Here is a 21,724-nt window from a genome sequence, read left to right as displayed (position 1 = left end):
CTGCTTGTACTGCACCTGCTGCGCCGGTTGTTGTTTCACCAGTAAATTATACAGTTGGTCAAACGCCTGCTGCTTTATCAGCTACTGCTTTGGCAGGGAATACTTTAAAATGGTGGGGAAATGATGCTTCTGGCGGAACATCTTCATCAGCAACACCGACACCATCAACGGCTACTGCCGGAACTGTCATTTATTATGTTAGTCAGGTTACTACCGCTACTGGCTGTGAAAGTCCACGTGCTATGATTTTAGTAACAGTTAATGCTTGTACAACAGCAGCTCCAACAGTTAGCAACGTCACTTATTGTTTATCTGAAACGCCAGTAGCTTTAACTGCAACTGGAACAGCGTTAAAATGGTATTCCGTTGCGACAGGAGGAACAGCACTTGCTTCGGCTCCAATTCCTGTAACTACAACCGCTGGAACAACTTCGTATTATGTAAGCCAAACACTAAATGGCTGTGAGGGCATTCGTGCAAAAATTGATGTGATAGTAAATCCTTTGACACCTGCACCAACAGTCACAGCATTAGTAACCTATTGTCTTTCTGAAACGCCTTCTGCTTTGACAGCAACAGGAACTGGTTTAAAATGGTATACGGTTGCAACAGGTGGAACAGCCTTAGCTGCTGCCCCCACCCCTGTAACAACCACTGCCGGAACAATTTCTTATTATGTTAGTCAAACTATAAATGGTTGTGAGGGGACACGCGCGAAAATTGATGTAACAGTAAATCCCCAAACGGCTGCACCTACTGTTACGGCTACGATAAAGTATTGTTTTAATGCTACGACAACAGCTTTAACAGCAACCGGAACTACACTGCAATGGTACACAGCAGCAACGGGCGGGACTGCATTGTCCGCAGCACCTACGCCTTCTGCTACAACTGCCGGAACAACTTCATATTATGTAAGTCAGACTTTAAATGGTTGTGAAGGAACGCGTGCTAAAATAGATGTAATTATTAGTCCGCAAGTTGCCGCTCCTGCAATTACTACAAGTGCTTTGGAATATTGCCAATCCGTAAAAGCACCAGCATTGTCTGCTACGCCGCTGGCAGGTGCAACTCTGAATTGGTATGGTACAAATGCAACTGGCGGCACTGCTTCTGCTGCTGCTCCGGTACCTTCAACTGATACAGAAGGGACTGTTACTTATTACGTTGGACAAACCGATGCAAATGGTTGTACGAGTGCAAGAGCTGCTATTTCTGTAAAAACGAATGTAACTCCAAAACCAACTTTGGCAACTTCATCAGTAGCCTATTGTCAGAATGAAGTTGCACCTGCGCTTGTAGCTACCGGAACAAATCTTAAATGGTATCTGACAATAGACGATACCAGTCCCCGGACAACAGCGTTGATACCATATACTGCAAAAGTGGATGATTATTCATTTTACGTTACCCAAACCGGAACAAATAATTGCGAGAGTGCAAAAGCTGAAATAAAGGTTCATATCAAACCACTTCCTTCGGCTACGATTTCGGGAAATTCTTCTATTCCATTAGGCGGAACTGCTAATGTTACAATTAACTTTACCGGTGACGCACCGTGGTCTTATATTTTATCAAACGGATCTTCTGCAACGACAAGCAGTGCAACACTATCAATTCCGGTAAGCCCTACGGTGACAACAACTTATGTGGTTACCGAGGTTTCTAATTCTTGTGGAAAAGGTATCATAAACGGAAGTGCACTGGTAACGGTACAAATACCAACTTTGACCATTGGTGTACCTTCGGTATCAGAATCTTGTGCTGGTAAAACTTTTACAGTTCAATTCCAGCAGTCAGGTTCTTTTCCTGATGGTAGTACAATGAAAGCGCAGATTTCAACCGTGAATGAAACAAGCAAATTTATTTCAATTCCATCGGTGATTAGTGGAAATGTAATTACTGCGACCATACCGGATACAACTGTGAAGGGTACTTACTATATCCGTATTGCCAATATTGGAAAAGATGGATCTTTGATTGCAGCTGGAAATGTGAGTTCAGGACAGATCACCGTGAATCCATTACCGGTAGCAACGATATCGGGTGCAACCACTATTTATATGGGTGCAACGACCAACCTGAAAGTAGATTTGACAGGAAATGCTCCATGGACTTTTAGTTTAAACAATGGCCTTACGGATTCACTTGTATCAACTAGTGTTAATCCAATCATCGTGAAGGTAATACCGAAAGCCACTACGACTTACACCATATCCAAGGTTTCAAATCAGTGCGGTACGGGAAGAGGGGCTGGAAGTGCCAGAATTCAGGTAGACCCGGTTTTAGGTACCGAACCACCTGTTGTATCCGGCGACTGGCTGAAAATTTATCCAACTTTGGTCGATTCAAAATGTACAGTCGAAATAACATCAGCTGTTTCAGCAAAAGAAGCAGAGGTGGAAATCCTGGATTTAAATGGTCGGTCTCTGTATAAAAGATCAATAAATCAGAAAATAACAGAGGTTGATTTTTCACAAAGACCGGCTGGTTTGTATTTACTGAAAGTTCAAAACGGCAAATACAATTCTGTGCAGAGAATACTGAAACCTTAGTTCAAGGACATATATTTAATAAAGCGGGGAGTATATTGCTTCCCGCTTTTGTTTTGAAATCAATAACAAAAATCAGCAATGACTTCGGATTTTCTGGATAACTACTTCATGGCAGAAGCCCTACGAATGGCTCAAATAGCCTATGAAGAGGGAGAGATACCCGTTGGCGCAATTGTTGTAATTGGACAAAGGATCATCGGAAAAGGGTATAATCAAACCGAACGACTAAAAGATGTGACGGCGCATGCTGAAATGCTTGCCATAACCGCAGCCTCTGAATATCTGGGTGGAAAGTATCTTCAGGATTGTACGCTTTATGTAACCTTGGAACCTTGCGTAATGTGCGCGGGTGCGTTATACTGGGCACAAATGAAGCGTGTTGTGTTTGGTGCAATGGATGAGAAAAGAGGATTTTCAAAAGTGGGAAAGAACGTTTTACATCCTAAAACACAATTGAAAACGGGCATTTTGGCAGACGAATCCCAGACATTGTTACTCAAATTTTTTAAGGGTTTAAGAACATAAAGCACTTTTCTGCTGTTAACCAACTAAGAAAACATATTCAATAACCAATAAACCTATTTCAGAATGGCATTTACACTTGATCCCTTACCATACGCAAACAACGCGTTAGAACCGCATTTCGACGCGCTTACAATGGAGATTCATCATGACCGTCACCATCAGGCATATGTTACTAATTTGAACGCAGCTGTAACAGGAACTGAACTGGAAGGTAAAACAATAGAAGAAATTATTGCCAATATCAGCAAAGCACCGGCACCAGTTCGTAACAATGGCGGTGGTCACTGGAACCATACATTTTTCTGGAAATCACTTTCTGCATCAGGTGGAGGAGAGCCAACAGGAGAACTTGGAAAAGCCATCACTGCTAAATTCGGTTCTTTCTCAGCGTTCAAAGATGAATTCAAAAAAGCTTCAATAGGTCGTTTTGGTTCAGGATGGGCATGGCTTATTGTTAAAGCTGATGGAGAAATTGCGATTGTTTCTTCTCCAAATCAGGACAATCCTTTAATGGACATCGCTGAAACAAAAGGTACACCAGTTATTGGTTTGGACGTGTGGGAACACGCATATTACCTGAAATATCAAAATAAACGTCCTGATTATATTGATGCTTACTGGAACGTAGTGGATTGGAAAGCCGCTGACGCTCTTTACGTTGCAGCAAAATAATGAGTTGGAAATAAAAAAGGTTTACAGCTTTTGAAAAAAAATATCAAATTTGTCTTGGAAGCTGTAAACCTTTTTATAATTTTGTGTCCTCAAACGGAGGTTGTAGCTCAGTCGGTTAGAGCGCTAGATTGTGGTTCTAGAGGTCGCGGGTTCGAGACCCGTCTCCCTCCCATTTAGAAGTTTTTAAAATCAACAAAATGCCTGTAAATCAATGATTTATGGGCATTTTTGCTTTCCGGGATATCCCAAAATATGCAAAAATTCCCATCATTTCCAGCGTCATTCGTGGAGTTCGATGAAAAACGAAAAAAAGACGCTGGAAAGTGTTAACTTATTGATTTGCAAGATGTTCATTTATTGCACATCTTGATTTGCAAGCGCGGCGGCTCGATATTTATCACTTAAACGCTAGCGTCATGTTGGAAAACAGTTTCGGTATGTTGTTTTATTTAAAACACGCCAAAAATCAAAAAGATGGTTTACGTTATGTTTACCTTCGAATCACAGTCGATGGAAAATCGGCAGAATTATCTACAAAGCAGCTTTGGAGCCCTTCGAGCTGGAGTATTGACGCCGGACGTGCAATTGGCAACAAAGAGGATTCAAGAACGCTCAACGCGTATTTGGATACTCTGAGCTCCAAAGTTTTTCAGGCAAAGAAAATGCTTATCGAAGATGACAAAGAATTATCTGCCGAGGCTTTAAAAAATATTCTTTTAGGAAAGAGCACGGAGACAAGAACAATTCTGGAGGTTTTCCAGTATCACAACGAGCAGATGGAGGCGCTCGTAGGAAAAGAATTTGCTCCACTTACACTAAGCAGATACAAAACTGCGCTGGAACACACGCGCTCATTTATTCAATGGAAGTACAAAATGGATGACCGGCAGATCCGCGACCTTGATTTTGAATTCATCTCTGAATTTTCTTTCTGGCTTCGCAGCGCACGTGGTTGTAATCACAATTCAGCCATCAAGTACATGTCTAACCTGAAAAAGATTGTGCTCATCTGTGTTAATAACAAATGGCTGAAAAAAGATCCATTTCAGGGATTCAAACTGACTAAAAAGGAAGTTGTAAAAAATCCGTTATCTCGTGCAGAGCTAAAACGACTTACAGATAAAGAATTTGACATGGATCGCCTTAGCAACGTGCGTGACATCTTTCTTTTCTGCTGTTATACCGGCCTTGCCTATGTTGATGTAAAGCAGTTAAAGCGCAGCGATATCGTTACCGGAATGGATGGGGATCTTTGGATCGATACCACCAGACAGAAAACCGATGCGGCTACTAGGATTCCACTACTTCCAACGGCGTTGGAAATAATGAAAAGGTACGAGGATGATCCTTTATGCAGTAACCGGGGTGTTGTGCTTCCGGTTTTAAGCAACCAGAAGATGAATGCTTATCTGAAAGAGATTGCTACTTTGTGCGGGATTTCAAAAACGCTTACTTTCCATATCGCCCGTCACACCTTTGCGACGACAGTCACGCTTAGTAATAAGGTGCCTATTGAAACGGTGTCGAAAATGCTCGGACACCGGTCTTTGAAACAGACGATGATTTATGCTAAAATTCTGGATGTGAAGATTAGTGAGGATATGAAAGCGCTCAAGGATAAGTTAAGAGAAGTTTAAGAATAATTGGTATCGCAGGTGGTGCTAATATGCCTGCGGTACCCTGTTGTTTTAATCGCAAATCTTGTTGATAGCTGAATGCCTTTCATGAGCCGTTTTTTATCTGTGGGAGGCGGCAGAGAAAAAATCGAAGACTTTTTCTGAAATATAAAGACTTCTGAGCACAGCGTGTTTACCAATCAGCTCCGGCTGTAACTGGCTCCAGAAGGATTATAAATTTATTGTAAACTTGAATTCTAAATCCAGAAAATGGAAAATCAAATAGAAATATATCAAAGCCAGGACGGACAAACTCAGATAGAAGTAAAATTTGGAGAAGAAACCGTATGGCTTGACGCTCATTCGTTGGCTGAGATATTCTCGGTTCAGCGTCCAGCTGTCGTAAAACATATTAATAATATATACAAATCTAGTGAGTTAGATCCTGCTGCAACTTGTTCCAAAATGGAACAGGTTGCAGCAGACGGAAAGAAAAGAAGGATGCATTTGTATAACCTGGATGTAATAATATCTGTTGGTTACAGGGTGAATTCAACAAAAGCTACTCAGTTTCGGCAATGGGCAACACAGCGTTTAAAAGATTATCTGATCCAAGGTTATGCGATTAACGAGAAACGGTTGAGTCAAAAGCAGCAAGAGGTACAGACCCTGAGGGATGGAATCCGAATATTAAGCCGCGCAATTGAAACAAAAATGGGCCATGCAGATCTGACATTGCTCGATCACTTCGCCAAAGGTCTTGAGTTACTAGACGATTACGATCATGAAAAATTGGATTCGAAGGGCATCACGACACGGCAGGCAAAGTTCCCGGATTTATCGGATTACAGAAATATAATTGAGAGTATGAGAAGGGATTTCGACTCTGATATTTTTGGTAAGGAAAAGGATGATAGCTTTCAGAGCTCTGTGGCACAAATCAGTAAAGGGTTTGGAGATATCGACTTCTATCCTTCAATTGAAGAAAAAGCAGCTACATTACTCTATCTGATCATTAAGAACCATTCATTTATTGATGGAAACAAACGAATTGCTGCGGCTTGTTTTCTGTTATTCTTAGAAAATAATGATCTTTTAAAATCGGGAACCGGGGTAGCACTTATAAGTAATGAAGCTCTTGCAAGTCTAACACTTTTCGCTGCCGCCAGCAAACCTGAGGAAATGGAAACGGTTAAGAAGTTAATTATTAGTGTGTTAAATAGGAATCATTAATGGAGAATTCGGAATCACTTGTCACCTCAATTAGGAAATTGAAGACAGGTTATTCCGGTTGGAGTTCACCAGTTTAAGCCAAATGATTTACAATTATTTAGCACAAAGAAAGTAATAGTCTATTTGATGGTCAATTTGCCGCGGAATCAAATGGTCAACGCCTCCAAATTCTCCATTGTTACCTCCAGCTTGTAGCTGTCGGTGATTTCCCGCGGGGGGCTACCGTCCAGCCACTTATAAAAGACTCGCAATCCATCATCATCGTCCAAAATTGCTGTTCGATATAGCTCCAATGTGCTTCTGTAATTCTGAGTTCATCCGTTTCATCAGCATAATCGCTCTGATCCCGTGGGGAATCATCAGTGTCACGGCCTCTTTCCGCTAGTTCCAATTCCTGAACAATCGGCCTTCGACCTGATGATTTCAGATGACTTGATATAAGGCTCTTTACCAAGCCTTTAAGGTGTATCTCACTATCCGGGAATCTTTCGAATTCCCAGGCACGCTTACCATCGAATATCTTCTCAATTGCATTCCCGACTAAATCGTCCGGTTCTATGCCATCGATCTCCAATCTTGGTTGAAAGCCTGACAGCCTAAGCCTCGTGGCAGCGTAACCCACCAACCGTCCATAAATTTCACCCCAACGGCCTTCCGGGATGGACTTTTGCTTTTCGAGTGTTTTTGGTTCAATCATTTCCTGAAATGAACATATCCGTAACATGATATGCTTCAAAAAATATCTTTTTTACCGCCGTGGCAAAAAATAAATATCGTGGAGCATATATGTACAGAAGGATTTAAAAATGGATGTGAACTAAAATTTGTGAAAAATGGTGACACCTGAACAAAAAGAAGAATTTAATAAAATATTCAAGGAGCTGGGCAAAAGCCTGGATATTACCGAAGCACAACACAACGCAGCAGTAACTAGTTATGAGTTTGTGGGTGAATGGCTGGCACAGGAAGGTTCAAGCCTTTCCCATTACGAACCAGAAATAGTACCGCAGGGGTCTTTTATGTTGGGGACGATGACCAAGCCTATCCACGAAGATGATGAACTGGATATTGACCTGGTCTGCCAGCTGAAGGGAAAAGGTACCACTTGGACACAATACGACCTGAAGAAGCAAGTTGGTGATCGGTTAAAGGATCACGGCATGCTCAAAAGATTACTGGATGAAGAAGGACGCCGCTGCTGGACCTTACAATATGCAGATTCTGCTAAATTTCACTTGGATATTTTGCCGTCGATAGTCAGCGAAAATTACAAAGTGCTTTTAGAGCGTTCTTTTTCCGCAAAGGATGTTTTGGATACGCAAGCACTGGCTATTCGCATCACAGATAAGGAAACCGATAATTATTACCGGGAAACGAACCCAGGACTCTGGCTAAAAAGTAATCCTTTTGGATATGGCGCCTGGTTTAAACAGCGTATATCACTCGATATCTATGCGGCAATGTCGCTCAGGGAAGCAGTTCAACCCGTGCCGGCATACGAAAAGGAGAAGTTACCATTGCAGGTAGTTGTTCAGATATTGAAAAGGCATAGGGACTTGATGTATAATGGAGATTGCGATAAACCAATATCGATTATCATCACAACATTGGCGGCCCTTGCATATCAAAAGCAAACCAATGTTGCTACAGCGACGCTGGAAGTGGTTCAGAGGATGGCATCATTCATCGAAGATCGCTACGATCTCGTTAGGAAACGGTACGTGAAATGGATCCCCAATCCCATCAACCCGGAAGAGAACTTTGCGGATAAGTGGCCAGATGAGCCTCAGAAGGAGAAAAATTTCTATAATTGGCTCGAGCGGATACAGCAGGATGTATTGCGGTCATTTAATCAACATGGGCTGTATCGTATCCAAGAATCACTCTCGGCCCCATTCGGTAATCGTGAGGTTTCCAAGGCTTTCGAGGAGTTAGCAATTAAGGCCAGGGTTGCTCGGGAAGAGGGCCACCGGAGAATGGCGGCAGGTAGTGGGATACTGGGAGGTGTGGGCACAAAAGTGGCAAATCATAATTTTCATGGTAGGGAGTAAATATATCACGCTTGTCAGGCAGGAAGTTGCACTGCGCCAGCAGTTCCCTTCTGCGACTATTAAACGGGTCTCCGATGCTTCGCTAACCTGGGAGCATACCTTGCAGCCGACTGCGGTCAGTGAAGAGTATAGGGTGCGGCTCGTCTATACACGCACAAATGGCATCGAAGTTTTTGTTTTATCGCCCAAACTGGCTCTCGCCAAGGGAGCTAAGAAGCTACCACACGTTTATTCGACAGAAAAACAGGAGCTCTGCCTCTATTTTCCCGACGGCAAGGAATGGAACAAAAGCAAATATATGTCCCAAACAATTATTCCCTGGATCAGCGAATGGTTATATTTCTACGAACTATGGCTTCCAGCGGGGCAGTGGTACGGAGGCGGCACCTCGCATGATCCGAAACCGGAGAAAGATCACAATTAATAAATTTTGACAATTATGAAAAATTATCATTTAACCAAAGATAGAGAAAGCTGGAAACTCCAACGGGAAAATACTTCCCGGGCGACGGCAAATTTCTCCGGTTCTAGTAAGGAGGAAGCGATCAGAAAGAGCGCTGAAATATTGAGCGACTCAAATTCATCATTAAAAATTCACAAAATGGATGGCCGCATCCAGGAAGAACGAACCTATCCTAGATCGGCTGACCCAACAAAAAGTAAAGGATAATGGAAACAGAGAAATCATTTAATATATTGTCTATTGATGGCGGGGGAATTCGTGGCGTTTTTCCAGCCATGCTACTGGCAAACCTGGAAGCGGAGCTTAAACAGCGGGGAATTGAAAACCACCAGATCTTCCAGCACTTTCAGCTCATTACAGGGACGTCTACCGGAGGGATCATTGCACTGGCATTGGCGCTGGGAATACCTGCAAAGGACATTCACGATCTTTATTTAAACAACGCTGAGAAGATCTTTGGAAAAAAGAAGGGATTACTGAGCAGCCTATTTTATTCAAAACATGACAGAAGCGCTTTGGAGCAGTTAATCAGGGATAAGTTTCGGGAGGTACATGGTGGCACAGACCCGCTTCTACTGGACTGCAAGATACCCGTTTGTATCCCAATCTATGACCTGATGCAGGGCAAGCCCTCGGTGCTGAAGAACAAATATCACCCGAGATTTGTACGAGATTATCACATCCCCGCTTATCAGGCAGCCCTGGCAACATCAGCAGCGCCGACATATTTTGATCCGTTTTCAGCAAAATACCAGGACCTGAAAGGTATCGAGCAATTATTTAGTAATAAGGTGGATGGCGGGGTGTTTGCCAATAACCCAACACTGCTGGCTATTATTGAGGCCCAGAAAGCCTTTGGTCAGGACTTAGGCAACTTGCGGGTGCTTTCTATCGGCACCGGGCACCAGAAGTTCACGGACGCCTGCTCCCGCAATGATTGGGGATTACTTTACTGGATAAAAGGAAGAAAGCGGATCATGGAACTTTTTATGCAAGGACAGTCGCAACAGGTTCAAAATCTGATCAGTCTGTTACAAAATGGGATTGACAAGCAGGAGGCTGAAAATTTTATCTACAAACGTATTGATACCGAGCTTGACGATACTTGCTTTGTTGAACTAGACGAGACAGACCGGGTAAGGCTTGAAAAACTTGGAGAAAAAGCCCAGCATGAATTTCAGAACCATGCAAATTCGATTATTGAGCAGTTTTTTACAGGTTAAGAGAAGGCTCCAGCAAAATGATGCGGGGCAGGAGTCGTCTTGTATTATTTGGTCTTGGGATAGGTAATCGGTGCAGGAGGGAATCGCTGAATGAGGTCATCAGTAAAAATCAACATCAAACATTATTTTATTTTACATAATTAGTAGTTATGTAAAATAAAATATAATACAAGAAACTGAGTGAAACGGAACAGTAATTAGCCCGGCTAAGCAAAGAACTCCGTGACACACGACTTGAACGCGATATATTAAAATCCGTGTACAGCATACTGCTGTTGAATAGCCAAGCAACCTAGCTTTAACTCGAATAAATATCCTAATGTGTTATATTTGAATAACCTTCTGAACCAAGCCCTCCACTTTTACTGATACTTTGAGTACTTAATAAAATCTGGACTGGAGCGATCCTTCCCTTTTTCCTAAAGATTATTTGTTGAATAGCCTGGTGATCTTTATATAATCCCGTACAGAAAAATCTTAACTAACCATGTTCGCTCCCAGAAGTTATTAAACAAAAACTGTTTATGGGAACACTGGAAATATCATTCAACATCATTTATCGCCACGCTGCTGGAGTTGATGTTGGTAGCTCTGACTGAATTTTAATAGCTTGTTGCCTGCCCGCATCAATGGCTTCTTTTTTTGAGTGTCAAGATTTTTTGTTACGCGTCCGTTCCCGGTCGTTCTGGTCGCCCAATTATTGCTGAATTTTACGACGAATACATTTTTTTTCATATGTGTATAATTCTTATATCCCACACTATTTATATGTTTCACAATATTTATTTTTAGCTACGTGTCAAAAAAATAATTTTAAAGAACATATCTTTATATGGATCCAAAATCTCCTACATGATTGACTCTCAAACACTGGATAAACTATCGGCAATAGATGAAAAGTCCTGGGGGCTGATTTATAAGGAACTGGTACGCTATGCAGATTTTAAATTGAACAAGGCCGGCTTCCAAATCCGAAGCGAAAAGGACAGTGTGGATGCAGAACATTTTGCTGCTCTGGCAATAGAGAAAGTATTTGAAGGTGTTCGGGCCTGGGATTACAATCGCTACCCTGATATTACAATTCATTTGACTGGCGTTGTAAAAAGCTTGATTTCAAGTCATTTTAAATCATCCGTCCGTTCGATTGTTAAGGCTGGAGGCAATTCAGATGTGAACGCTATTGCTTCTAGTGATAATGCGATCGACGATGAAATTTTACGTGATGATATCGATACTGTTGAAGGACCAGATGAAATTTTAATCGCTCAGGAAACGTGGCAAGAAATAGAATTAGCATTCGGAGAAAGAAAAGATGACCATGTGATATTTTGTGAATGGCTGGATAACACCCAACCGCGGACAATCGCCGATGTTTTGGAAATCCCGGTTTCAGAAGTTAACAATGCCATAAAAAGAGGCATAAGAATTGTGAAGACATTATTTAAAAGGTAATCATGAAGAGCACAAAAATAGACATCGATAAGCTGAATCGGGAATTATTCCTGATGACGCATCGTGAGCCTGAATTACTAAATGAAATGTTGCGTGATAGTGGATTTGATCCTGAACGTTTGGAAAAAAATGGAATTGCGAAAGTAAGGGCCTTACTATTTAAGCAAAAAGTAGCGCTAAGGAAACAGGAACTAGAAAGTTTATATGCAAAGGCGCTGGCAATATTTGAAAGTGCCAAGGAATCAACCAAAGAAGGAATCCTTAATTTATTAAAGCAAAGCGCACCGCAGTTGCAGTTCAATAACTTGGAAAATATGGATGTGCAGGATCTAAAGGAAATACTTGACGAATCAGACTTGCTTGATCTGATGAACAAAATTGAAAGAAAGGAAATTTAATGAAAATAGCACCAGCATTTGCTGCCAAAAAACTTCTTAACCAACTCGGCATCATCGACATGGCCTATGTCGACATTAAAGACCTGATTATCTATCACAATGGTATGGTTAAGGAGGCTGAGCTGAAAAATTGTGACGGCAGGTTGGTGATGAAACAAGGACGTTCAATTGTAACGATTGATTCGGCAATTGAATTTGAACAAAGAAAACGGTATGTACTCGCTCACGAGCTGGGGCACATCCTACTTCATGCTGATAAGGAAGCGTCCTTTACAGATGATGATACTACATTAGAAGGATATAAAAGAGGGCCGCAAGAAAAAGAAGCCAACGACTTTGCTGCTGAATTGTTAATGCCGACTGAACAATTTAAATCGAGTTGTTATAAGAAGAAATTTTCACCAGAACTGATCAGTGAATTGGCTCATCAATTTAACACCAGTTTGACATCAACGGTATACCGTTTTGCTGAATTAGGAAATCATCCTATTGCTGCTTTTTATAGTAAAAACGGAAAGGTGCAATACTGGAAAAAGTCGACAGATATGTATTATAAAATTCCAGATATTAACAAGCTAAATGTTCCCTCGAATTCGGTAGCAAAAGAATTTTATAAGTATAATCGGATTTACGAGCGAAAAGATACTACTCAGGAAATAACTAAATCCACTTGGTTTGAGCTTGGTAAATATGATAATGATGCACCGATGAATGAGTTTTGCATAATTACGGCAAGATACAACTCTGTACTAAGTGTAATTTGGGAAGCCTAGGTTTCAGGAATTTTTCGGCACAGATTGGCCCAATTACAATTTCGCATGAGGTTAAAGTTTTCTTAATGTATCCGCAACTTCGCATTTTCCTATTTCGATCCCTGAAAATATTTGTATTGATTAAATTATATAAATCAAGCAACTAACACGTATTACCCCTTTAATCGGCCCAAATTGATGGATAAAATCGTCACAAACACCTTAACTCGAATTGAATTTACGAAGATACAAAACACATAGATAGTGTTATGTGCTAATCAAATACACCAAAATGCAAAACGCTTCATTGCAAAAGAGCGTTTTGAGAAATAGATATATTTTGCTCAAACAACCGTTTTGCTACTAAATGATAATCTCTAATAATTCTTGATCAGAATAATTTCCTACAATTCCACCCTTAGTATTTAAATACTCCAAGATTGTCTGGTCGTTAAAATTATAAACCTCTTTTATTCCTAAACTAATAGTTTTTAAATAATCTTTACTTGGTTTTGACAATGGTTGTAAGTCATTTTCACTTGTCAAGGTAAAAATTTGATAGCCATATTGTTTTCCCAAGTACACTAAGTTTCCGTACCAAGATGCTTTTTTAAAAATATAAGCTCCGTCTCTGGTAGCTGCGTCAAAGTTTATCACTAAATTATTTTCTGTGCCTGTTTCTTGTTTGGCAATATCTATTAATTGTCCTTTTGTTACTAAATATAATCTCCCAATCGTCTTTATTTGGGGGTCAAATATAGTTTTAACAAATGCAACTCCACCATTATCCCAACTCTTTGATTTTCTAGCAAAATAAAGTTCAGAACAAATATAAAAGTCTTCACTGTCTGCTGGTAAAGTTTTATCACTACAACCTTCATAATTTTTCTTGCTTCCATTTGGTTGTCCACCTCTGATATAACAAAGAAAACGTTCCTCTAAAATATTTGACCCGTAGCAGGCATACCATACTTTATCATCTAAATTTGTCATGATAATTAGTTTAAATAGCTGAAAAATTACTGATCAATTAACTCTCAATAAAACTACATACTTATAGTTTTATTATATTGGGGTCTACGCCGAAAATTACCCATCCATCTTATTAGGTGTCTCACAAAACGTCGGTATTCTTTAGACTTACTTACTAAGTTTCAAAAGCAAAACGGTTGACAGGTGAACCATGCAGGATAGGTGGAGCCATAATGCAAATTGAGGTAGTAGTAGCGAGTGGCCTACTTTGTAGTTACCTTAGCATAGGGTTTAGAGTGACGTGCTGATAATCCCGCAAAATATAAGCCCTTAATCGATGTGATTAATGTAAAAGACCAAATGACAGTAAACTATGACAGATACTCTTAGACAGAGCCGGATCCTTAACAACCCTTGTTTTCAGGAGTTGAATACTACGAAAAATGGAATTTTCTCTACTCGAAATCAAGATTTTCAACAAGCTAAACAAGGGAAGAATGACGAGTTCTATACATCCCTTGAAGATATCGAGCTTGAGATGATTCATTACACCAACTACTTTAAGGGAAAGGTTATTTATTGTAATTGTGATGATCCACAGGAGAGTAATTTCTTTCGTTATTTCTATAACAACTTTGAGGAACTTGGTTTAAAGAAGCTAATAACAGCATGTTATCGAAGCCAAAACGCAGATTTGTTTGATAACAAGATATCAGAGAAAGCGGTATACTTGGAGTATAGTGGTAGGCAAAATGTGAATAAGATTTCAAAAGATGAACTGATACACACCAAGCAATTTAAAGGGGATGGCGATTTCCGTAGCGCTGAAAGTATCGAATTATTACAACAAGCAGATGTGGTAGTAACAAATCCGCCGTTCTCACTTTTTAAGGAGTATTGTGCTCAGTTAGTAAAGTACAAAAAGAAGTTCGTAATCATAGGAAATATGAATGCTGTGACGTATGTAAGTGTCTTTCCGTTAATTCAAAATAATGAGTTGTGGTATGGGCCGAGTATCCGAAGTGGAGACAGGGAGTTTCGTGTACCATCTAATTACCCACTTGCAGCATCTGGAACTAGGAAAGATGAGCATGGTAATAAATATGTTCGGGTTAAAGGAGTGCGTTGGTTTACTAACATCGATTTTCAAAGTAGACACATAGACCTTCCTCTTGAAAAAAGTTATTCTCCTAGTACAAACCCAAAATATGCAAACTGTGATGCGATAGAGGTTAGTAAAAGTAAAGATATACCGTATGACTTCGACGGTCTGATGGGAGTACCTATTTCTTTCTTAGACCAATACAATCCTGATCAATTTGAGATACTTGGGTCTAGTAGATCTTTAAGCCGGCCAATGTCTGAGATAGCTGAAAAAGGCACCTATTCACAAGGAGGACCACGCTTTTATTTACCCAATGGTGATGGCACTTATCGCCGAATGTATGAGCGTATAATTATTAAAAAGAAACAGTAAGTATTATGTCATTTCGTTATCTTGGTAACAAAACAAAGCTTTCAGAATGGATAGTTGGAGAGATAAGTAGGGTTATTCCTGCTGGCTCATCAATTGCGGATCCAATGTGTGGTACTGCTTCTGTCTCATTAGCCTTGGCGCAAGCTGGTTACTCAGTTACAGCTGCTGATGCTCTCGCTTTTCCTGTTATCCATGCTAGATCTCGCTTATTAGCTAAGCAGGCACCAGCTTTCAAAGCTTTTGGTGGATACGATAGAGCACTTAATTGGCTACGGTCAATCCCACCTACAGAAGGATATTTCTTTAGAGAATTTGGTAATGCCGGTAGCCCTGCTAATGGTCGGCAGCCTCGATTATATTTCTCCGCTTCTAATGCCGCACGTATTGATGGAATTCGAGAAAGTATAAGGGATCTTGCAAGGTCTGGCGCCATTAGTAAACTTGAACACAGTTTATTGCTTCACAGCTTAATTCTGTCAACCAATAAAATTGCAAACATAAGTGGTACTTATGGCTATTTCTTAAAAGAACTATCCAAAAATGCTCATCAGGCAATTACGTTCGAACCACTCCATTTTGAGCAAACCCCAGGCAATCATTCTGTAGTACTGGGAACTATTGAAGAACATGCTTCAAGTATTTGTGCAGATGCTGTATATCTAGATCCTCCTTATACAAAACGGCAATATGCTGGGAACTATCACATTCTTGAAACTTTGGCTCAAGAGGATGAACCGATTGCTCAAGGCGATGGTGGTCTCCGCCCGTGGGAAAAGCAAGCATCAGACTTTTGTTACCGTCGCTCTGCTGGTAAGGCTTTTCGTAAAACTCTGGAACAACTCAGTGCTCCTCATGTATTTATATCTTACAGCCAAGATGGTCAAGTTCATGAAGATGAACTTCTTGCAATTTTGAATGATTTTGGAAAAGTGACAATACACGAGAAATTACACAATCGATATCGCAGTAACAATAAGGCGAAAGAAGGCATTTTATTGGAGCGTCTTTATCATGTAGAGAAGTATTAATCATGACGAATAAATTAGATGTTAAGCGTATCTGGTGGCGCAACGTACAACCAGGAGAATTTTATAATATAGAACGTCACCACAGAATTGAGGGTGGTGGTGGATCCTTATATATTGAAATTCCAAGTTCAATAGTTCCTGAGACTCTTGATTTTCTGAATATCACAGAAACGGACTTTAATTCTATGCCCTCTTTTGTGATACAAGCTTTTGTAATTGGAAAACCCCAAATATCTGGGCCGATAGAATTTCGCAGTAAAGCAGGTGGCCGAATGCGTATAGCAAATCAGAATAGACAACAGCCTAGCTCACAGCGCCATCCGGCATGGACATATACGCGTAATTTCCCGAGAGCCCCTGATGATGTTGCCAACAAAGAAGAAGCTCTCGCGTATTTTCCTGATGGTGGATTACGTATATTCATCGCAAAGACGTTCGATGAAAAATACTATGCAGGTTTTACAAAAGGGCATCGCCCTTCTAATATGAAGGATAATGATCCGATGTTTGAACTTTACAGCAATAAAGTCGGCGGGGTAATCAATGCAAATAAAAGCTGAACATGACAGATAAACTTGGGAATATTCTCAGATCGTGGGATAAAGGGCGAAACGTACTCTTGTATGGCCCACCCGCAACAGGCAAAACACGGCTTATAAGTGAGTTGTTTCAAGTTTTGAAAACAACACCTGAGAGCAAGGAAGGTATCATTCTTGATCCCGATGATGCAGAAACTCCATTTAGCAGGCCAGAGCAAGTTCTGCCTATACCTCAGCCTGTGAAAGTTGTATGGACTACATTCCACCAATCTTATGGTTATGAAGATTTTGTACTAGGTTTAAGACCTGAAATGACAGGGTCTGGCACAGAGCTTAAACCGTTTGCTGGAGTTTTCCTTGATGCTGCATTAGAATTGTCAGACACTACATCAGAGTATAATTCAGTTGTAATCTTTATCGATGAAATTAACCGAGGTAATGCGGCTCGCATCTTTGGTGAGTTTATGACATTTCTCGATTTCGATTACCGTAAAGATGGCCGTGTTCCCCTTCCTCTTCCCCTTAGGCAGCTTAAGTACATAGACGGCAAAAGTGAGAAAATTTACCGGGCAGAAGGGCAAGAAGCTGAGATTCCTATTGGATTTCCATTTCCTAAGCATATTTATATTGTGGCAACAATGAACAGTGTTGACCGGGCAGCTGTACCAATTGATAGCGCTCTTGCACGTAGGTTCGATCGAATTGAAATGAGACCAAATCTATCTGTACTTGCACACCAATGGGGTTTGGATGAGAGTTTAATTCCCACACCTATTGATGATAACTGGCAAAACTTAAGCCCTTTTGAAACTGCATATCTGCTTCTTGACCGTTTGAACCTAGCCATTGCAGCTGATCTCGGTCCAGAGTTTGAGCTTGGTCATGGCCTACTTACTCAATTGGCAACTAGTGATTCACCTGAAAATGTTATATGGCAAGATTTAGCCAAGGCATGGGATGAAGTTATTTACCCTCAACTTGAAGATAGATATTCAGGGAGGCCAGAACAATTGATTGAATTACTTCGCGTTGATACTCCCCCATTATCTGGTAGTTATGCTTGGGCACTTCGAACTAAACTGGGTAGCAGCATACAGGCTAGAACACTCACGCCAGTTCGTGTTAATGAATTGAACCCTGAAGAAATAAAAAGGTCATTTAGGTGGCTGACTCGTTAATGACACACAACCGAATTCGACTCCAAGAGTATGGAGAACCTGTTGTTCTTCGAGCTGGTGATATAAATATCAATACTTTAATCGAAGCAAGTAATCGATGGAGAAAGATTCTAGGCCTTTCTGGTGAGCCGTTTAAGGTGGAAAACATTGGGAATGGGCAAATTCAATTGCGTGCAGAGGCTGTAACCGGTGTTGTACGAGTAGGAAATGTCGATATTGAGATAGCTCCAAAGTTCTTAGATTCTACCGAAGGTAGTTGGCAAAGCATACTATGGCAAATACTAATGGTCGTTGAAGGTGGACATCTTGATGACAGTTTAACATCAGCTCACCACGGTACGGCTTTAGGAATACCTGACCTTCTCGCAGAAATGTTCTTAGCATCCTATGCCAAAGGTGCGGCACGTGGTTTATCTCGCAGTTATTTATCAGAACAAAACCAAGGTACTAGCTTGCGGGGTGCATTCGATATATCCCGTATCAGTGAGTGGGTTTCGCGCCCTTGGATTGTACCATACATAGCTGACTACTTTACAGATGATACCACCTTAACAAGATTACTTCGTTGGTCCGCAAATTGTCTTGCAGCAACAGTTAAGTTACCAAGTCGGGCTAAGGCGTTGCGTGAGATTGAAGCAAGCCTTGCTCATGTAGGCAAGCGTCCGCCTCATCTTATAGAAGCACGAAGAACTCAACTTGGAGCCCAGCACCAGGGGCTTGAAGCTGCGAGAATGGTAGGGTTATTACTATTAGAAGGAGCAGGCGTAACTCATGCTAGTGGTGAGCATGCTCTATCAGGTTTTTTATGGAATTCAGATACAATTTATGAAAACTACATCTTCTGGCTATGTCAACGGGCAGCGAATCAACGGAGAATGAAGGTCACTAAGAATGAAGTGATTTTTGGCCAGATTCTAAATGGAGAAGGTAGCAAGCTTAAGACAACTCCAGATGTAGTTTTTCGTAATGAAACTGGCATGGCTGTCGCGGTGGCTGATGCTAAATACAAGCTATTGGGATCTCGCCCGAAAGCATCAGATATTTATCAAGTATTCACCGCAGGCCATATTCTTGGCTGTCAAAAAGTTTCGCTGACTTACCCTTCCTCGAACAATCGAGAACTTACAGTTTGGCGTATTCCTTCTGCATTAGGCGGTAAAGATATTATGTTAACAGCCCTACCAATTAATTTGATGAGTCTGTCAATGGCCGATGGTCAGAAAACATTAATAGATACTATCAGTTCTTGGTTAAGTATTGAATGAATAAGTATTGATACGACCTTGGGGTATTTTTTCACTATCTAGTGACTATGCCGCTTATGCTGGGTTATTCGTCGATTTTGGAGAATTAATTTGTAACACTGGATGAGCGGTATAAAAAATCAAGAAATTCTTCGTCTGTGACGTATAGGTTATTTGTATCGGAAAGGGCCATAAAGGGAATTTGTAACTGACCAAATTTTAATGTCAGGCATTGGTTTCAATGCTACGTTCGTGTTTTGAGATGCAAACTGCATTTCCCAACCCTTGACAAGTAAATTTACCCTGTCACAAAAGCTGCTATATGCCGTAAAATCCACTTGCAACAATGGTTTGATGCAATTGTAGGTATGTTGTAAAATCTGGCTTGTGATTTGCACTTGAATACCACCGAAACTTATCAAAGTTACTCATAAATGGCAAGTAAACAGGCTCTATTCTTGCTGGCAGCACATCGAGACGACCGTATTTTCTCATTGATCTTCTACTTGCATTCTTACGATTGACAATGGCTCCATTACCATAATCTTGGAACAAAGTTCTTTGACTTTTTCAAATTTAAACTGCTTTTATGAGCTTGTATTACCTGTAAATAACGAGATGTTTTTTGAAATATAAACACTTGGTTTAATGACTATATTCTCGCCGATTTTCTTTTATCCTGCTGTCTGTCATGATTTTTCTATTCGGTAAATTTCCTGACAGCTGCTTTAAAAAGTCCCTGTATTAATAATGTGATCGCTGCTATGGGTTCGTCAGACAGATACGGAAAACTGCACTGAAACCGCGACGGTTTTTCTACTTTTTTTTAACTCATAAACATTGTAAAAGGATTCTAATTTGTTGATTTTCGAGCGATTATAGCTAACCTACACGCAGATGAAAATGTTTAGTATGGTCCGGTTCATGTGATAGATGACCTTTAATTTCATTTTCAAGAGCCCATTCATTAACTGTATTTACAACATTATGGTCGGCATAGAATACTAATGTTGCGCCAGACTGTAAAAATATCTGTGCAGTATTAATTGCAAGTGGTCTGTTAATATTAGGTACATCTCCAACTTCTATGACATCGATGTCAGCATCAAGACCGAGTTTATGAGAGACGTGAGTACCTATCCGACCGCCATGTTCGAGTTGCATATCGCCAATCCATAGTTTATTACCGGTTAAATGAAAGTATGCTAAACATACTGTTTTTAAAACTTCAATAATTTCACTTTGTCCAAATTTCCTTTTAGGATTACCGTATGTATAATGGGGGAATTCATCATCGGAAGGAGGCAAAGCGGTAAATACTGGAAAAGTATTGTAGTTTTGAACCACATACTCAACTGCTATTTTAGCCAGCTCAGTAGAAGCATTAATCCGAGGAGTGAGAGGAATATTTTTTAAAAACTCTTCTAATTGTGGTATAAGTGTCTCTTCTGTATAACGCATTAGATCAAGATAGCTTTGGTACCCAGCTTCACCATCTTTACTTTCCCATTGAATTAGAGCCTCCTTGGCATATTTTGATTGTTGCACTATAATATCAACCTCCTTTTCAAAATTAGTTTCAATCTGAAAAAGAGCTGCTCCTGGCGATTGATCAGCCTGAGCACTTAAAGTATTAAGCTGATCCGCAAGTTTCTTAATTGTTGGTGAAAGATTCCAAATGTCGACCGAATAAGGTACGGTGAAATTATTATAACGTTCAATAGCTTCGGATACCGCTGTAAAATCTCTACTTTCATTATTTACCAATTGACAAGCTGATATTATTTGTTGCAACAATGGAAAGACACCTAGAGAAAATTGAGAAAGATTTCTTTCGAAAACTGAAATTCCTTGCTTTACTAAGTTATTGCCTTGATTAACAGCAATATTAATGGCATCATAGGCAACAGCATTTAAAGGACCTATACACAAATTTTGAGGAATAGAAGCGATGTAAGCGGTACAACCATTTATTGCAGAAGTAAACTCAGCCATATCCAAACTGTACATTGATAATGAGCTAATAATTTTGGAAATTTTAGCAACATGCGTTTTGACACTAGTATGATAGAGATTAAGATGGCTTTCAGCTGTAAGCGGTGCGCAACTAATTTTTTTAAATTCTTCAAATTCTGTCTTAATCACTTGATTGTTAGCTATGATCGTGCCTATTTTGATCATAATGTGCATTTTTTCCGACTTTGAGTATAAATTAAAGGCTGTAAGCATATCTGAACAATTTAGGTACATGAGGTATTACAAGAATAGAAATTAAAAGTAATTCAGCTTAACGTGTAAAATTTCCTGAAATATATGCTAATTTCAATTATATGTTGTGTAATCTGT

At 40.3% G+C, this 21,724-nt stretch carries 20 protein-coding genes and 1 tRNA gene; 18 read left to right on the top strand and 3 right to left on the bottom strand.

The features are described 5' to 3' along the window. The 6 genes from IEE83_RS26830 to IEE83_RS26805 all read left to right on the top strand — a co-directional run. On the top strand, positions 1–2,555 hold a 2,555-nt coding region (locus IEE83_RS26830; RefSeq protein WP_194123857.1), incomplete at its 5' end, for an Ig-like domain-containing protein. Between the two features lie 78 nt (positions 2,556–2,633). Beyond that, positions 2,634–3,080 (top strand): nucleoside deaminase, encoded by a 447-nt coding sequence (locus IEE83_RS26825; protein WP_194123856.1) that lies wholly within the window; start codon positions 2,634–2,636, stop codon positions 3,078–3,080. 63 nt (positions 3,081–3,143) lie between these two features. Beyond that, complete coding sequence (locus tag IEE83_RS26820; protein WP_194123855.1) at positions 3,144–3,752, top strand: superoxide dismutase; 609 nt, start codon at positions 3,144–3,146, stop codon at positions 3,750–3,752. A 95-nt stretch (positions 3,753–3,847) separates the two neighbouring features. Next, positions 3,848–3,923, top strand: a tRNA-His gene (locus tag IEE83_RS26815). Between the two features lie 245 nt (positions 3,924–4,168). After that, a complete protein-coding gene (locus tag IEE83_RS26810; RefSeq protein WP_194123854.1) occupies positions 4,169–5,389 on the top strand; it encodes a site-specific integrase in 1,221 nt (406 codons plus the stop codon). A 249-nt stretch (positions 5,390–5,638) separates the two neighbouring features. After that, positions 5,639–6,601, top strand: coding sequence for a virulence RhuM family protein/type II toxin-antitoxin system death-on-curing family toxin (locus IEE83_RS26805; protein WP_194123853.1), 963 nt, complete (start codon positions 5,639–5,641; stop codon positions 6,599–6,601). Between the two features lie 178 nt (positions 6,602–6,779). Here IEE83_RS26805 and IEE83_RS26800 read toward each other — a convergent pair whose 3' ends face one another. Then, the gene (locus IEE83_RS26800) at positions 6,780–7,325 is read right to left on the bottom strand and encodes a hypothetical protein (protein ID WP_194123852.1); all 546 of its coding nucleotides are present in this window, start codon (positions 7,323–7,325) and stop codon (positions 6,780–6,782) included. A gap of 109 nt (positions 7,326–7,434) precedes the next feature. On the opposite strand from IEE83_RS26800, the gene IEE83_RS26795 reads away from it, so the two are divergent. The 7 genes from IEE83_RS26795 (at position 7,435) to IEE83_RS26765 (ending at position 12,961) form a co-directional block, all read left to right on the top strand. After that, on the top strand, positions 7,435–8,652 hold the full coding sequence (locus IEE83_RS26795; protein WP_194123851.1) for a nucleotidyltransferase domain-containing protein: 1,218 nt from the start codon (positions 7,435–7,437) through the stop codon (positions 8,650–8,652). After that, a complete protein-coding gene (locus IEE83_RS26790) occupies positions 8,639–9,076 on the top strand; it encodes a type II CBASS E2 protein (RefSeq protein ID WP_228102090.1) in 438 nt (145 codons plus the stop codon). The genes IEE83_RS26795 and IEE83_RS26790 overlap by 14 nt, the downstream gene beginning before the upstream one ends. 15 nt (positions 9,077–9,091) lie before the next feature. Beyond that, positions 9,092–9,322: a DUF2188 domain-containing protein gene (locus tag IEE83_RS26785; protein ID WP_194123850.1), complete on the top strand. Its 231-nt coding sequence runs from the start codon at positions 9,092–9,094 to the stop codon at positions 9,320–9,322. Then, positions 9,322–10,338, top strand: a complete 1,017-nt coding sequence (locus tag IEE83_RS26780; RefSeq protein ID WP_194123849.1) for a CBASS cGAMP-activated phospholipase — start codon at positions 9,322–9,324, stop codon at positions 10,336–10,338. Before IEE83_RS26785 ends, IEE83_RS26780 begins: the two co-directional genes overlap by 1 nt. An 852-nt stretch (positions 10,339–11,190) precedes the next feature. Continuing rightward, on the top strand, positions 11,191–11,790 hold the full coding sequence (locus tag IEE83_RS26775; RefSeq protein WP_194123848.1) for an RNA polymerase sigma factor: 600 nt from the start codon (positions 11,191–11,193) through the stop codon (positions 11,788–11,790). A 2-nt stretch (positions 11,791–11,792) separates the two neighbouring features. After that, positions 11,793–12,188, top strand: coding sequence for a hypothetical protein (locus tag IEE83_RS26770; RefSeq protein ID WP_194123846.1), 396 nt, complete (start codon positions 11,793–11,795; stop codon positions 12,186–12,188). After that, complete coding sequence (locus IEE83_RS26765) at positions 12,188–12,961, top strand: ImmA/IrrE family metallo-endopeptidase (protein ID WP_194123845.1); 774 nt, start codon at positions 12,188–12,190, stop codon at positions 12,959–12,961. The genes IEE83_RS26770 and IEE83_RS26765 overlap by 1 nt, the downstream gene beginning before the upstream one ends. A 342-nt stretch (positions 12,962–13,303) precedes the next feature. Here the strand turns inward: IEE83_RS26765 and IEE83_RS26760 are convergent, their stop codons facing one another. Continuing rightward, positions 13,304–13,933 (bottom strand): hypothetical protein, encoded by a 630-nt coding sequence (locus tag IEE83_RS26760; protein WP_194123843.1) that lies wholly within the window; start codon positions 13,931–13,933, stop codon positions 13,304–13,306. A gap of 352 nt (positions 13,934–14,285) precedes the next feature. Here IEE83_RS26760 and IEE83_RS26755 point away from each other — a divergent pair, with 352 nt between their 5' ends. The 5 genes from IEE83_RS26755 to IEE83_RS26735 are packed head-to-tail and all read left to right on the top strand — an operon-like array spanning position 14,286 to position 19,399. Next, on the top strand, positions 14,286–15,389 hold the full coding sequence (locus IEE83_RS26755; RefSeq protein ID WP_194123841.1) for an adenine-specific methyltransferase EcoRI family protein: 1,104 nt from the start codon (positions 14,286–14,288) through the stop codon (positions 15,387–15,389). 5 nt (positions 15,390–15,394) lie between these two features. Then, on the top strand, positions 15,395–16,417 hold the full coding sequence (locus tag IEE83_RS26750) for a DNA adenine methylase (protein ID WP_194123839.1): 1,023 nt from the start codon (positions 15,395–15,397) through the stop codon (positions 16,415–16,417). Between the two features lie 2 nt (positions 16,418–16,419). Then, positions 16,420–16,977 (top strand): hypothetical protein, encoded by a 558-nt coding sequence (locus tag IEE83_RS26745; protein ID WP_194123837.1) that lies wholly within the window; start codon positions 16,420–16,422, stop codon positions 16,975–16,977. 2 nt (positions 16,978–16,979) lie between these two features. Next, positions 16,980–18,134, top strand: coding sequence for an AAA family ATPase (locus IEE83_RS26740; RefSeq protein WP_194123835.1), 1,155 nt, complete (start codon positions 16,980–16,982; stop codon positions 18,132–18,134). Continuing rightward, on the top strand, positions 18,119–19,399 hold the full coding sequence (locus IEE83_RS26735) for a 5-methylcytosine restriction system specificity protein McrC (RefSeq protein ID WP_194123833.1): 1,281 nt from the start codon (positions 18,119–18,121) through the stop codon (positions 19,397–19,399). Before IEE83_RS26740 ends, IEE83_RS26735 begins: the two co-directional genes overlap by 16 nt. An 861-nt stretch (positions 19,400–20,260) precedes the next feature. On the opposite strand, the gene IEE83_RS33075 is transcribed toward IEE83_RS26735, so the two are convergent. After that, on the bottom strand, positions 20,261–21,559 hold the full coding sequence (locus IEE83_RS33075; protein WP_228102089.1) for a penicillin-insensitive murein endopeptidase: 1,299 nt from the start codon (positions 21,557–21,559) through the stop codon (positions 20,261–20,263). Positions 21,560–21,724: the final 165 nt, after the last annotated feature.

Source organism: Dyadobacter subterraneus, assembly GCF_015221875.1.
In the GTDB taxonomy this organism is placed as follows: domain Bacteria; phylum Bacteroidota; class Bacteroidia; order Cytophagales; family Spirosomataceae; genus Dyadobacter; species Dyadobacter subterraneus.
Note: the sequence above shows the minus strand (reverse complement) of the source record. Positions and strands in the feature narration are given on the sequence as shown.